Below are 14142 nucleotides of genomic sequence, written 5' to 3'. Positions count from 1 at the left end.
CCAATAGCATGGTTCCACTCACCGGAGGTGGCCAGTGGCCGGCCGCCCGGTTCATCCAGGGGGAACGATGCAACGCGAGTCGAACGCACATGCCGCGGCGGCCAAGAATTCAATCGCCAGGGCAGCAGGCCAGTCGGCCGCGCCGGCGCTCAATCAAACGCTCGGCACATGGCAGTTATGGGGCATCGCAGTCGGCCTCGTGATTTCCGGCGAATATTTTGGCTGGAGCTATGGGTGGGCCAGCGCCGGCACACTCGGCTTCGTCGTCACCGCGCTTTTCGTCGCGGCGATGTACACGACCTTCATCTTCAGCTTCACCGAACTCACCACTTCCATTCCTCACGCGGGCGGTCCGTTTGCCTACGCGCGCCGCGCGTTCGGGCCCACGGGCGGCTATCTCGCTGGCGCAGCCACGCTGGTCGAGTTCGTGTTCGCGCCGCCCGCCATCGCGCTCGCGATCGGCGCCTACCTGCACGTCCAGTTTCCCGGCCTCGAGCCCAAACATGCGGCCATGGGCGCGTATCTCGTGTTCATGGCGCTCAATATCGTCGGCGTGCAGATCGCCGCGACCTTCGAGCTGATCGTCACGCTGCTGGCCATTTTCGAACTGCTCGTGTTCATGGGCGTGGTGTCGCCGGGCTTCGCATGGAGCCATTTCCTGAAGGGCGGCTGGTCGGGCAACGATCACTTTTCGCTCGGCTCGTTTCATGGCATGTTCGCCGCCATTCCGTTCGCCATCTGGTTCTTCCTTGCGATCGAGGGCGTCGCCATGGCCGCCGAGGAAGCGAAGAACCCGCGCCGCTCGATTCCCATCGCCTATGTGGCCGGCATTCTCACGCTCGTCGCGCTGGCCGTGGGCGTGATGGTGTTCGCTGGCGGTGCGGGCGACTGGACCAAACTCGCCAATATCAACGACCCGCTTCCGCAGGCCATGAAATTCATCGTGGGCGAGCATAGCGGCTGGATGCACATGCTGGTGTGGCTGGGCCTCTTCGGTCTCGTTGCCTCGTTTCACGGCATCATCCTCGGCTACTCGCGGCAGATCTTCGCGCTGGCTCGCGAAGGCTATCTGCCCGCATGGCTCGCGAAGATCCACCCGCGCTTCAAGACGCCGTATCGCGCGATTCTCGCGGGCGGCGTGGTGGGCATCGCCGCGATCTACAGCGACGAGCTGATCCAGTTCGGCGGCCAGACGCTCACGGCCAACATCGTCACGATGTCGGTATTCGGCGCGATCGTGATGTACATTGTCAGCATGGCGGCGCTCTTCAAGCTGCGCCGCGTGCAGCCGGCCATGGAGCGGCCGTTCCGCGCCCCCCTGTACCCGTATTTCCCGGCGTTTGCGCTCGTGGCGGCGCTGGTTTGCCTTGCGACGATGGTGTATTTCAATGGGCTCGTCGCGGGCGTGTTCGTCGTGTTCCTCGCGCTCGGCTACGGCTATTTCCTCGCCACGCGCGCCCAGCGCGACGCCATGCCGGGCGAGGCGCTGCTCGAAGAGTGACTGGCAGGATTTGCAGGAGTCCAATGCATGAGCTTTACGGAGACGATCGGCGCGCGCACCTACCGCTTCGCGGACCTCAAGACGCTGCTCGCGAAGGCGAGCCCGCTGCGCTCCGGCGACCAGCTGGCGGGCGTGGCGGCGGCGAGCGAGGAGGAGCGCGTGGCCGCGAAAATGGCGCTGGCCGCCGTGCCCCTCAAGGCGTTTATCGACGAAGCGCTGATTCCCTACGAGGACGACGAGGTCACGCGGCTCATCGTGGACGATCACGACGCGGCGGCGTTCTCGGCCGTCGCGCACCTCACGGTGGGCGACTTTCGCGACTGGCTGCTGTCGGGCGCGGCGAGCACCGAAGCGCTCGAACGCCTGGCCCCGGGGCTCACGCCCGAGATGGTCGCGGCGGTGTCGAAGCTCATGCGCAACCAGGACCTGATCGCCGTCGCGAGAAAGCGCCCCGTGGTCACGCGCTTTCGCAACACCGTGGGGCTGCCCGGCCGCATGTCCGTGCGCTTGCAGCCGAACCATCCCACCGACGACGTGAAGGGCATCGCCGCCTCGATGCTCGACGGCCTGATGTACGGCTGCGGCGACGCGATGATCGGTATCAATCCGGCGACGGACAGCCTTGCGGCCATCGTGAAGCTGCTGACGATGATCGACGGTTTCCGCGAGCGCTACCGCGTGCCCACGCAGTCCTGCGTGCTCACGCACGTCACCAGCACGATCGCGGCAATCGAAAAAGGCGCGCCCGTCGATCTCGTCTTCCAGTCGATTGCGGGCACTCAGAAAGCGAACGCGAGCTTCGGTATTTCGCTGGCGCTTCTGAAGGAAGCGCGCGAGGCGGCGCTTTCGCTCAGGCGCGGCACGGTCGGCGATAACCTCATGTACTTCGAGACGGGGCAGGGCAGCGCGCTCTCGGCGAACGCGCACCACGGCGTGGACCAGCAAACGTGCGAAGTGCGCGCCTATGCGGTCGCGCGCAAGTTCGAGCCGTTTCTCGTCAATACCGTGGTGGGCTTCATCGGCCCCGAGTACTTGTACGATGGGAAGCAGATCATCCGCGCGGGTCTCGAAGACCACTTCTGCGGCAAGCTGCTGGGCGTGCCGATGGGTTGCGACATCTGCTACACGAATCACGCTGAAGCCGACCAGGACGACATGGACACGCTGCTCACGTTGCTGGGCGCGGCAGGCATCAATTTCATCATGGGCATTCCGGGCGCCGACGACGTGATGCTCAACTATCAGAGCACCTCGTTTCACGACGCGCTCTACGTGCGCGACCTGCTGGGCCTGCGCCGCGCGCCGGAGTTCGAGGAGTGGCTGGAGACGATGGGCATCGTCGATGCGAAAGGCGCACTGTTGCCGGGCTCGCCGCGTGTGCCGCTGCTCGCGGGCGCGCACGAATGGATGGGGATCGACGCATGAGCGACGCCGTCGAAAAGAACCCGTGGGGCGGGCTCAAGGCGTTCACGAACGCGCGCATTGCGCTCGGGCGCGCGGGCAACGGCCTGCCCACCGCGCCGCTTCTTGCCTTCAATCTCTCGCACGCGCAGGCGCGCGACGCCGTGCATCACCCGCTCGACGCCGAAGCCCTGCGACGTACGCTCGAAGCCGAGGGCTTCGCCACGCTGGGCGTGGAAAGCGCGGCGCCTGACCGGCAGCATTATTTGCGCAGGCCGGACCTGGGGCGGCGCTTGTCGGAGGCGAGCCGCGCTGCGCTGGGCGAAGCCGCGGCGGCGTTGCCGGGCGGCGAATCGCCCGAAGTCGTGTTCGTGATCGGCGACGGGCTTTCGGCGTTCGCCGCCGCAAAACAGGCCGTGCCGCTCCTGCTCGCCGTGCGCGAGCGTCTTGCGGACTGGCGCATCGGCCCCGTGGTCGTCGCACGCCAGGCTCGCGTGGCGCTTGGCGACGAGATCGGCGAACTGCTGGGCGCGAAACTGGTGGCGATGCTGATCGGCGAGCGACCGGGGCTCAGTTCGCCCGATAGCCTGGGGGTCTATCTCACCTACGCGCCCAAGGTGGGCTGCCATGATGCGCAGCGCAATTGCATCTCGAACGTGCGGCCTGAAGGCCTGCCCTATGAGTCGGCCGCGCACAAGCTCCATTACCTGCTCACGCATGCGCGGCGGCTCTGCCTGACTGGCGTCGGCCTCAAGGACGATAGCGACGCCACGTTGCCCGGGAGCGGCGGCACGCCTATCGCGTCGGCGTGAGCCACGTCATGCGGCAGGCATCGCCGTCGTCCACGCTCGGCACGCGGTGCACCACCGTGGTGCGTCGCTCCGCGTGCGCAACGCGATCGATCATGACTGCGATAGCCCGTTGCGCCGCCATGGAGCGGCGCGGCGCCCACAACTGGCCGTTCCGCAGGCTGTTCGGGCTGGTGCGGCTCTTGCATCATTCGATATTCGATTGAGCAGGCGTGTGCTGGGAGACAACACAATGAACGCAATCGCTGAGCGGACTGAAGCCACAGCCGAGGACACCCAACGCAACGCCCAGGGCGCCGCCGCTCCTGCTGGCCGGCCCGTGGTGAGCGTCGCGCACGACGCGGACGAACAGGCGCGCAATCTCGTGGGCTGGCGGCAGACCTACGATCAGCTCGCGGCGGGCCGCTTTGTCGGCACGCTCACGGAGTTGCCGCTCGACACCATGAAGGTGTTTCGCGAGACCACGAGCCACACGTTGCGCCAGGGGTGCGAGGTGCGCGGCGACGCTTACTGGTTCGGCATACCCGTCGCGCGCGAAGGCCACGCGCGTATCGACGCGCAGCCCATCGCGGCAGATTCGTTCGCGCTGCGTCCCGGCAACGTCGAGTTCGAACTGCTCACGCCGGCGCAATTCTCGATCTACGGCGTGGTCGTGCGCGCCGATGCGCTGCGCCACTATGCGGCTTGCGTCGAGCGCGTGCCGCTCGAAGCGCGTCTGCCGCGCGCGCCCATCGTGCAGGCGGGAGCGGCGAGGCTGCAGGGCCTCTGCGCGCTCCTTGGCAGATATCTGGACGACGACGGCGCCAATTCACATCCCCACGCGCCGAACGGCCCGCTTTCGGATATGGAGCGCAACGAGGTGCAGGCCGAAGTGCTCGCCGCATTGTTCGACGTCTGCGCGTGCAGCGGTGAGCCGGTGGTCGAATCCCCGTCGCGCCGCCGCTGGATCGTGGCACAGGCGCGCGACTACGTGCTCGCCCATCGCGCGCGGCCGGTCGGCGTGCCCGAGCTGTGCGAGCAACTCCACGTGAGCCGCCGCACGCTCCAGTATTGCTTTCAGGACGTGCTCGGCATGGCGCCCGCCGCTTATTTGCGCGTGCTGCGCCTGAACGGCGCGCGGCGCGACCTGTGCGGACGGGTAGCGGGTTCGGTGCAGGACGTCGCAGCCGCCTGGGGCTTCTGGCATCTGAGCCAGTTCGCCAGCGACTACCGGCGCATGTTCGGCATGCGGCCTTCCGAGGCGCTGCGCGGTGCGGACGGGTGCTGATCCGGCGCGCAGCCTGCCCGATTAATCGTCACATCTATCACAAGCAACTGGCGACCGATTCGCCTCCCTGGTGTCGTCCCCGCACGACAACTCATTGGTCCCCGTACACAATTTCGTCCGCACGCTGCACCTCGCAAACGTTTGCGCTCCCGATCGCGGTAAGACCGTTGATTTTTGTCAATTGACCACCCGACGCCCGCTGCTAGCTTTCCGCTATCTCACAAAGACAAAGCAGTGCGGTTCGGGGCGCAACATGCAACACCTCACGCTGGACCTGGAAATCGGGCAGCTACTTTCTGGGCCGCCGCTTGCGTGCGGCCCTGACGTGCCGGTACGCGAAGCGGCGCGCATGATGAGCGAGCGGCGCTATAGCGCCATCGTGATTACCGAAATGGGGCGGCCGATCGGCATCTGGACCGAGCACGACGCGCTGGCGCTCGGCGAAGACGCCGCCGCGCTCTCGCTGCCCATTCGCCACGCGATGAGTCACCCGGTGCGCGCGCTGCCTGCCAGCACGCGCCTGCGCGACGCCGCCCTGCGCTTCAAGCGCGAGGGCATACGCCACTGTCTCGTCGTGGACGGGTCGGGCCGCTCGCTGGGGATCGTCACGCAAACCGATCTGGTCATGAACCAGGGGCTCGAGTGCTTCCTGCGTCTGAAGACCGTCGGCTCGGTGAATGCCGCCATGCCGCTCGTGATCGACGCGCGCACGCCCATGCACGACGCCATGCAGCGCATGCGCGCGCGGCGCCTGAGCGCGCTGGTCGTCATCTACCCGGAAGGCGACTACGGCATCGTGACCGAGCGCGACGTGGTGCGCCTCGCGGCCAGCGGCGCGCTCGACGGCACCGTCGGCGCACGCGCGAGCCGGCCTTTGCGTTCGCTTTCGCATTCGCAAAGCCTGTATGCGGCGCGCCAGTATCTCGTCGAGCACCGTATGCGTCACGTGGGCGTGATCGGCGAAGACGGCAGTCTCGCGGGCCTGCTCGACCTTTCGCACATCCTGCACGACATCGAAGACGAATTCGTGCGCGAGCTGCAGACGGCGCTGCGCGAGCGCGACGACGCGCTGCTCGCCTCGCGCGCGAATCTGCGCCTCGCCGATCAGGTGGTGGAGTCGACGCTCGACGGCGTGATGATCACCGATCTCGATGGGACCATCGAGCGCGTGAATCCCGCTTTTACACGGCTCACCGGCTACACGGAGCAAGAGGCGCTCGGGCGCAATGCGAACCTGCTCAACTCGGGCCGCCAGGGTCCGGCTTTCTATAGCGCGCTCTGGCGCAGTCTCCGGCAAGACGGCCACTGGAAAGGCGAGATCTGGAACCGCCGCAAGGACGGCGCCATTTACCTCGAATACCTGACGATTTCCAGCATCTGCGACCCCAGCGGCCGGTGTACGCACTACGCCGCGATCTTTGCCGACATCACCCAGCGCCGCCAGAACGAAGAGCGCTTGAGCTATCTGGCGACGCACGACGCCTTGACGGGTCTGCCCAACCGCGCGCTCTTCACCGAGCGCCTCTCGCTTTCGCTCGCGCGCGCGCGGCGTTCGGGCAAGCGCGTCGCGGTGATGTTCCTCGACCTCGACCGCTTCAAGCTCATCAACGACACGATGGGCCATGGCGTGGGCGACGAGGCGCTCACCGTGATCGCCACGCGTTTGCGCGAAGCCGTACGCGACACCGATACGGTGGCGCGTCTGGGCGGCGACGAGTTCACGCTGCTGATCGAGGACATCGAAGACATTCGCCACGTCGGGCAGATCGCCCAGGGCTTGCTCGCGTGCGTGGGCGCGGCGATGCACATTGGCGAACAGCTCCTGTTCGTCACGCCGAGCATCGGCATCAGCATGTATCCCGACGATGCACACGATCCGCGGCAACTGCTGATGCAGGCCGACCGCGCGATGTACGAGGCCAAGGATGCGGGGAAGAACAACTTCCGCTTCTTCGCCGCGCCGATGACTTCCTCGGCGATGGAGCGCATCGTGCTCGAGAGCGAGTTGCATCATGCGCTGGAGGCCGGCGAAATCGTGCTCCACTATCAGCCCGAATTCGACGTCGCAAGCGGCGCGCTCCTCAATATCGAGGCGCTCGTGCGCTGGCAGCATCCGCGCCGCGGTCTCGTGCCGCCCGATCAGTTCATTCCGATTGCCGAGGAATCCTCACTGATCGTGCCGCTCGGCGCATGGGTGTTGCGCGAGGCTTGCCGCCAGGCACGCGAGTGGCTGGACGAAGGTTTCGACTTCGGCCGCATCAGCGTCAATCTTTCGGCACGGCAATGCATGCACGACGGTTTTCTGCATCAAGTCACGACCATTCTGAGCGAAACCGGCTTGCCGGCCACGCGTCTGCAGCTCGAACTCGTGGAGAGCATGGCGATGACGTCGGGCCGCGGCGGCATCGAGGCGCTGCTCCAGGAACTGGCCGCGCGCGGCATCAGCCTCGCGATCGACGACTTCGGCACCGGTTATTCGTCGTTCAAGTATCTGCAGTCCCTGCCGGTCGACACGCTCAAGCTGGACCGCTCGTTCCTCGCGGATGTGGCTGCGCCGCCGCGTCTGATGCAGAACGCCGCGCGTGACCGCTCGATCGTGCGCGCGATCGTCGCAATGGCGCGCTCGCTTGGCGTGACGGTCGTGGCCGAAGGCGTCGAGACGCCTCGGCAACTCGAGTTTCTGCGCGAGATCGGTTGCGATCGCGCACAAGGTTTCCTGCTCGCGCGTCCCGCGCCGCCGGAGTTGATGCCGCGCGCACTCGAAGTGTGCGAGGCCGGTTGAAGGCCGCAATTTCCTTCTCCCTTTAGCCGACGTATCTGGAGATTTCCGTGAGCACCAGTGACGAGATGCTGCTGCATTCGATGACCGCGCTAGTCAGCGCACATGGCAAGGCCATTTCGCGCTTCGGCGCGAGCGTGGTGGTGATGACGAAGTTCGTCGAGGCGGTGTTGCCGCAACTGTCGGGGGCACAGGTCGAGCGCACGATTCAGGCGTTTCGCGCGCACGTCGGCGAAGCGATGGCCGTGGCCGACGACGTGCTGCTGCCCGGCGAGTACCGCGCCACGCTGATCGAACAGGCTAATGTGCTGCTGTCCCGGCTGGACAGCGACGCCGACGTAGTTCCATTGACGCCCTGAAGCAGGAAGAAGGCAATGCGTAATCTGACGATTCGAAAAGGGCTGCTGCTCGTGCTCTGCACGTTCGCGACGATGCTGATGCTGGGCGCGGCCGTAGGTGTCCTGATGATTGGCCGCGCCGACGACTCGGCGCGTTTCATCCACGAAGTGGCGCGCCAGGATGGGCTCGCGCTCGCCTTGCGCGAGGAGGCGGCGCTGGCGCAAACGGCGTTGGCGCGCGCCTATCAAGCCATGAAAGAGAACGGCGACGCCGCCGCGCGCGAGGCGGCGCAAAAGCAGGCGCTGCAGGACGCGCACGATCTCATCGAGCAGGCCGCGCAACGTGGCGCCGCGCTGGGCGCGAGCGCGCCGTTCGACGCCGAGGCGGCCCAGCAGCGCGACGCATTGCTCGGCGCCGCCCGCGCGCTTGACGATTCGCTGCAGCGCGCTTCCACGGCGCTGGCGGCGGGAGATACCGCGACCTACGCCGCGCTTGCGGCCGGCGATATCGCCAGCGCGAACACGCAGTTCTCCGCGACCGTGGCCGCCTTGCGCGCGAATGCCGATGCGCTCACGCGCGCGACGCTCGAACGCGGCGAGCGCGAGCACGACTGGGTGCTGGCGATGGTCGCCGTGGGGCTGCTGGGCGCGCTGGCGCTCGTCGTCGCGACCCATCTGGCGCTGCGCCGCCTCGTGACCGCGCCGCTTGCCGAGGCAGTCGAAGTGCTGAACCAGATTGCCGCAAACGATCTCGCGGTCCGCATAGAAGGTGGCGGGCGCAACGAAATCGGCCAGTTGCTGGGCGCCATGCGGCGCATGCAACTCGGCCTGAGCCAGACAGTGCACAGCGTGCGGTCGAGCTGCGATGCGATCAATACGGGCGCACGCGAAATTGCCGCGGGCAATCTCGATCTGTCGAGCCGCACCGAACAGCAGTCGGCCTCGCTGGAGCAGACGGCGTCGAGCATGGAGCAGCTCACGTCGAGCGTGCGCCAGAACGCGCAGCACGCGAACGCCGCCAGCGCGCTGGCCACGGGTGCAGCCGAGGTCGCGCAGCGTGGCGGGCGCGTGGTCGAGCAGGTGATCGACACGATGGAGGCCATCAGCCGCAGCTCGGGCAAGATCGCTGACATCACGGGCATCATCGACGGCATTGCGTTCCAGACCAATATTCTCGCGCTCAACGCATCGGTCGAGGCCGCGCGCGCCGGCGAGCAGGGGCGCGGCTTCGCCGTTGTCGCGGGCGAGGTGCGCTCGCTCGCGCAGCGCTCGGCCGCAGCGGCCAAAGAGATCAAGACGCTGATCGACACCTCGGTGCACGACGTGCGCAACGGCCGGTCGCTTGTGGGGGAAGCCGGCGCCACGATGGCCGAAATCGTCGCCTCGGTGGACAAGGTGTCGGGCCTCATGAAGGAGATCGCCTCGGCCACCGTGGAGCAGAGCGCCGGCATCGAGCAGGTCGAGACGGCGGTGAGCCAGATGGACCAGGTGACGCAGCAGAACGCGGCGCTCGTGGAAGAGGCCGCCGCCGCCGCCGAGTCGCTCGAGCAGCAGGCGAGCCAGATGGCCGAGGCCGTGGCGACGTTCCGCCTGAGCGAGGCGGCGCTGGATACGTCGGCTGCGGCGCAGGCAGTCGTGCAGGCGATTTCCGGGGCAAGCGAGCCGCCCGTGCATGCAATGCCTGCGGCCGCGTGAGCTCTGACGCGGCTTGCCAATGCGGGAGCATGGGCAGCCGCAAGGCTAGACGAATGAAGCGACGGTCGATGCCGCCGCTTCACTGATCGCGATTCGCGCCACGGCAATCGGCGGCGCTTCGATGATCTGATTGAACCGGTTCATGAACGCTCGACGATTCGCGCCCGCGTTGTCGTGACGCGTTCCGTAGCGCTCCCGTGCCGGCGGGTTCGATCGCCTCCATGGTCCCGCCGATCAACGCATCGAGCGGCATGACGTGCGGGTCGCCGCTCGTGCGGACTCACTGGGCAACGCGATAGCGCGGCGCTGGCGTGTTGGTCGACAAGTGCGCGGACATGGCGCGGCGTGCCGTTTCGAACGCGTTCCATTGCTCCACGTCGTGCAGCGAAGGAATCGTCACGGTTTCGCCGCGTTCGAAGCCGGTGAGGGCGGCGCTTACCATGTCCGGCGCGGACATGACGATCGCGCTGTCGAGATGCTCGATCGGCAGGCCGCCCGTCTCCCAGAACTCCGTGGCCGTCGCGCCGGGCAGCACGGCCTGCACGCGGATGCCTTTAGCCGCCAGTTCGTGATGCAGCGAATGGCTGAATGCCAACACGAAGGCTTTGGTGCCGCCATACACACCGTTGAGGATTTCGGGCGCGATGCTCACGATCGACGCGATGTTGATGATCGCGCCCTGACCGCGCGCCACGAAGCCCGGCACGGCGGCATACGTGAGCCGCGTGAGCGCGGTGACGTTCAGATCGATCATCCGCGTCATGTGCTCGACGTCGCTCTCCACTAGCGGCGTGTGGGTCCCGATGCCCGCGTTGTTCACGAGCAGGGTGATCCCCCTGTCGTCACGCAGACGCGCTTCGACAGTGGCGAGATCGTCGCGGTCGTTGAGATCGGCGGCGAGCACCTCCACGGCGCGCCGCGTTTCACTGGTGATGCGCTCGGCGAGCGTGGCGAGCCGCTCGCGGTTGCGCGCGACGAGTACGAGGTCGTAGCCGCGGCGCGCGAGCTGCTCTGCGTACACTGCGCCGATGCCGGAAGACGCGCCGGTGACGAGCGCGGTGCCACGGTGAACTTGCTGGGTCATGATTGCACTCCTTGAACTGCGTGGTTGACTGGAACGTCACTGCGACGTCACTGCGTTTTGCTTCGATGTGCTGCCGTGTGGATGCATTCTGGCCTCGATTGACGATGGCGCAAATGACGTATAAGGTCGTCTTTCAGGACATGATGACGGGAGATGGACATGCACCGCATCGGCTACTTGCTGAGCGACGGCTTTCAGGTGATGGCGATCGCCACGCAAAGCGTTTTCGAATGCGCGAACCTCGTGTCGGGTTCGCCGTTCTACGCCATGGAGACCTACTCGGTGGATGGCGGCGAGGTGCGCTCCTCGCTCGGCATGAACGTGGGCACGCTGCCCACGCCCGCTCCCGGGCGCAGCCGCGTGGACACCTGGATCGTGGCGGGCGTGGTGGATCCGCTTGCCGTGGGCGCTTCACCCGCTGCGCTCGCGTTCCTGCGCCGCGCGAGCGGCCGGGCGCGCCGGGTGGCGGGCATCTGCACGGGCGGCTTCGTGCTGGCCGAGGCGGGCCTGCTCGACGGGCGGCGCGCGACCACGCACTGGCTCTTCGCGCGCGACATGCAGCAGCGCTTTCCCGCTGTGCACGTGGAGGACGACCGCATCTTTATCGTCGATGGGCCGATCTGGACGTCGGCGGGCATGACGGCGGGGCTCGATCTCGCGCTTGCCATGGTCGAGCGCGATCTCGGTGCGGAGGTGGCGCGCTCGGTGGCGCACAAGCTCGTGATGCATCAACGCCGCTCGGGCGGTCAGTCGCAGCATTCGGAAATGCTCGCGCTCGCGCCGAAATCCGACCGCATCCAGAATGCGCTCGACTACGCTCGCCGCAATCTGAGCCATGCGCTCACGGTGGAGCAACTCGCCGAAGCGGTGCACCTGAGTCCGCGCCAGTTCAGCCGCGTGTTTACGGCGGAGACAGGGCAATCGCCCGCACGCGCCGTGGAAGGCCTGCGGCTGGAGGCGGCGCGGCTCATGATCGAGCAGAGCACGCATCCGCTCGACGTCATCGCGCGGGAGACGGGTTTTCGGGACCGGCGGCACATGCGCGAGGCGTTCATGCGCGGCTTTGGCGTGCCGCCGCAGGCGGTGCGGCGCGAAGTCCGTGCGGCAGGGTAGGTTGGGGAAAACCGCTGTTGGTGGAGGAACCGGAGGCCAGGCTTTTCCCTGGCCGCTCTTTCATTTGTGGCGGCGTGCCATCCGATTCGCCGCCCGCGCCCCTTTCGGCTTCACAACCGCGTCTTACATAGGCGCGCCGGTCGCATGACGCGGCCCTGATGCGCCGCGGGGCGGTGCATATCGATGTGCCTGCGCATCAATTCAGCGACGGCAGCCCCAAACTCGCCTGCGCGCTTGCCGCGCTACCCTGGCAATCCGGTGAGTACTGCGACGCAGCAAGACGCATTGTGCTCCCCGGCTGGATCGATTCTGACTTTCATTCTCAACTTTTGCGCCGAGATTCAAAACTTACTAAAAGCGCGCGTTTTCTCTGCCGCCAGGTTTCTGCATCCCTACATTCATTCGCGCTTTCGAATGGAAACGATCAAATTCTTTAACTGTGCATTATGACTGCTCCTTCCGCATGCTTGCTTCCAGACAAAGACAGGGATGACGTGAGCACCAGGTGCGATGAGAAGTCATCGAGGCGCTCGCGCAGATTCCGTGAAGCCATCGCGCGTTGATCCGGTTGACCCAGTTCACCCACTTGTTCTGCTGCTCAAAGGAGCCGACTGATGAAGAAATCGTTATTGGCCGTTCTACTCGTGGCGACGGCCGTCGCTGCCGGATGCGGCGGAGGAAACAGCTCCAGCTCCAACCCGGTTTCGTCGGCGACGTCTTCCGCTCCCAAACTGCTCGCGAACATTGCCGTGCCGAGCACGACGAGCCCTGCGTTCAGCTTCGACATCGGCTATGTGGAAGCAGGCAGGTACTATCTGTCCGACCGCAACAGCAAAGCGGTCGATGTCGTCGATACGAAATCGAACGCGCTGATCGCACAGATTCAAGGCGGCTTCACGGGCGCGGGCGCGAGCACCGATGTGTCCGGGCCCGATGGCATCGTGGGCGTGACGGGCGCACACACGCTCTACGTGGGGGACGTCGATAACGTGAAAGTCGTCGACACTTCTGCGATGAAAACGATCAAGACCATTCCCATCAGCACGTCGGGCTCGCGTGTCGATGAGGGCTGCTACGATCCCGACGACCATCTCATCATGTTCGCGAGCCCGGGCGACACGCCGCCGTTCGTCACCTTCATTTCGACCACGACGCAATCGATCGTGATGAAGATGCCTTTCAACGGTTCCTCGGGGCTCGAAGCCTGCGTGTACGATCGGGCCTCGAAGAGTTTCCTGATCAATAACGACGGAACCGCCGCGAACCCGGACGGCGAACTCGACGTCATTACCGCCGCTTCCGTCACGTCCGGCGCGCCGGTGGTGAGCAAGGCGTTTCCGCTTGGCAAGTGCGGTCCGTCGGGCATCGCGCTCGGTCCCAACAGTGACGTGCTGATCGGCTGCGATCCGTCCGCGGGCGACCCGCTCATCACGCTGATCCTCGATCGGAACACGGGCACGCAGCTCGCATCGGTGCCGTTCGGCGGCGTGGACCAGGTCGCTTACGATCCCGCGTCGAACCGCTACTTTCTGCCGGCGCGCCACTATGTCACGAGCGGCACGGCGGCGGCGTCGGGCTTCACGCCGACGATGGGTGTGATCGACGGCACGACGCGCAAGCTGCTCTATACGGTGGCGGTGGGAACGGGCGCGCACTCGGTTGCCATCGACAGCACCCTCGGTGAAGTCTACGTGCCGTTCCAGCCGGGCTCGGCGGCGTTCCCGAATGGCGGCATATCGGTGTTCTCGACGCAGTAGATCGAGCCAGCGCAGTATTATTCGAAGCCAGAAATGCAACCGGCCCGCCATCGCACACCGCGATGGCGGGCCAGCAGAAAACGGCCGGATAGAGGGGGCCGGTCAGCCCCGCCGCTTACTGCGCGGCTTGCCCTGCCTGCGACGAACCGGTGTTCACGCCGCCCACGGCGCTGTTTTGCGCAGCGACGCGAGCTTCCGCAGCCTGAATGTTCGCCGGGTATTCATTGGGATTCGAGCGTGCCGGGTTGAAGCCCGCCTTTTCGACCTGAATCAGGTCCGCACGGACCTGGGCGCGCGTCAGGGGCTGGTTATTCGACTGGGCGAACACAGCCACAGGAGCGGCAAAAGCAGCAGCGATCACAACGGCTTGGACGAGCGATTTCATAACTTTACCTCCG

11 protein-coding genes are annotated in these 14142 nt (G+C 66.2%); 9 read left to right on the top strand and 2 right to left on the bottom strand.

Features of this window, described 5'->3' with window-relative positions:
• Positions 1-67 precede the first annotated feature (67 nt).
• The 7 genes from eat (at position 68) to BMI01S_RS05875 (ending at position 9790) form a co-directional block, all read left to right on the top strand.
• Positions 68-1501, top strand: a complete 1434-nt coding sequence (eat, locus tag BMI01S_RS05905; RefSeq protein ID WP_036044331.1) for an ethanolamine permease — start codon at positions 68-70, stop codon at positions 1499-1501.
• Between the two features lie 27 nt (positions 1502-1528).
• Positions 1529-2926, top strand: coding sequence for an ethanolamine ammonia-lyase subunit EutB (locus BMI01S_RS05900; protein WP_028230222.1), 1398 nt, complete (start codon positions 1529-1531; stop codon positions 2924-2926).
• Positions 2923-3714: an ethanolamine ammonia-lyase subunit EutC gene (eutC, locus tag BMI01S_RS05895; RefSeq protein ID WP_028211302.1), complete on the top strand. Its 792-nt coding sequence runs from the start codon at positions 2923-2925 to the stop codon at positions 3712-3714. Before BMI01S_RS05900 ends, eutC begins: the two co-directional genes overlap by 4 nt.
• A gap of 229 nt (positions 3715-3943) precedes the next feature.
• Positions 3944-4978, top strand: coding sequence for a helix-turn-helix domain-containing protein (locus BMI01S_RS05890; RefSeq protein ID WP_028211303.1), 1035 nt, complete (start codon positions 3944-3946; stop codon positions 4976-4978).
• A 253-nt stretch (positions 4979-5231) separates the two neighbouring features.
• Positions 5232-7760, top strand: a complete 2529-nt coding sequence (locus BMI01S_RS05885; RefSeq protein WP_028211304.1) for an EAL domain-containing protein — start codon at positions 5232-5234, stop codon at positions 7758-7760.
• A 47-nt stretch (positions 7761-7807) separates the two neighbouring features.
• On the top strand, positions 7808-8116 hold the full coding sequence (locus tag BMI01S_RS05880; RefSeq protein ID WP_154671151.1) for a hypothetical protein: 309 nt from the start codon (positions 7808-7810) through the stop codon (positions 8114-8116).
• A 15-nt stretch (positions 8117-8131) separates the two neighbouring features.
• Positions 8132-9790, top strand: a complete 1659-nt coding sequence (locus BMI01S_RS05875) for a methyl-accepting chemotaxis protein (RefSeq protein ID WP_063619582.1) — start codon at positions 8132-8134, stop codon at positions 9788-9790.
• Positions 9791-10070: 280 nt separating this feature from the next.
• On the opposite strand, the gene BMI01S_RS05870 is transcribed toward BMI01S_RS05875, so the two are convergent.
• Complete coding sequence (locus tag BMI01S_RS05870; RefSeq protein WP_028211306.1) at positions 10071-10874, bottom strand: SDR family NAD(P)-dependent oxidoreductase; 804 nt, start codon at positions 10872-10874, stop codon at positions 10071-10073.
• A gap of 159 nt (positions 10875-11033) precedes the next feature.
• Here BMI01S_RS05870 and BMI01S_RS05865 point away from each other — a divergent pair, with 159 nt between their 5' ends.
• On the top strand, positions 11034-11987 hold the full coding sequence (locus tag BMI01S_RS05865) for a GlxA family transcriptional regulator (RefSeq protein ID WP_028211307.1): 954 nt from the start codon (positions 11034-11036) through the stop codon (positions 11985-11987).
• Between the two features lie 614 nt (positions 11988-12601).
• Entirely contained in the window at positions 12602-13744 is a 1143-nt protein-coding gene (locus BMI01S_RS05860) for a YncE family protein (RefSeq protein WP_028230224.1), read from the top strand.
• A 115-nt stretch (positions 13745-13859) separates the two neighbouring features.
• On the opposite strand, the gene BMI01S_RS05855 is transcribed toward BMI01S_RS05860, so the two are convergent.
• Complete coding sequence (locus BMI01S_RS05855) at positions 13860-14129, bottom strand: DUF4148 domain-containing protein (RefSeq protein WP_028211309.1); 270 nt, start codon at positions 14127-14129, stop codon at positions 13860-13862.
• Positions 14130-14142: the final 13 nt, after the last annotated feature.

Source organism: Paraburkholderia mimosarum LMG 23256 = NBRC 106338 (assembly GCF_000739815.1).
Classification (GTDB): Bacteria; Pseudomonadota; Gammaproteobacteria; order Burkholderiales; family Burkholderiaceae; genus Paraburkholderia; species Paraburkholderia mimosarum.
Note: the sequence above shows the minus strand (reverse complement) of the source record. Positions and strands in the feature narration are given on the sequence as shown.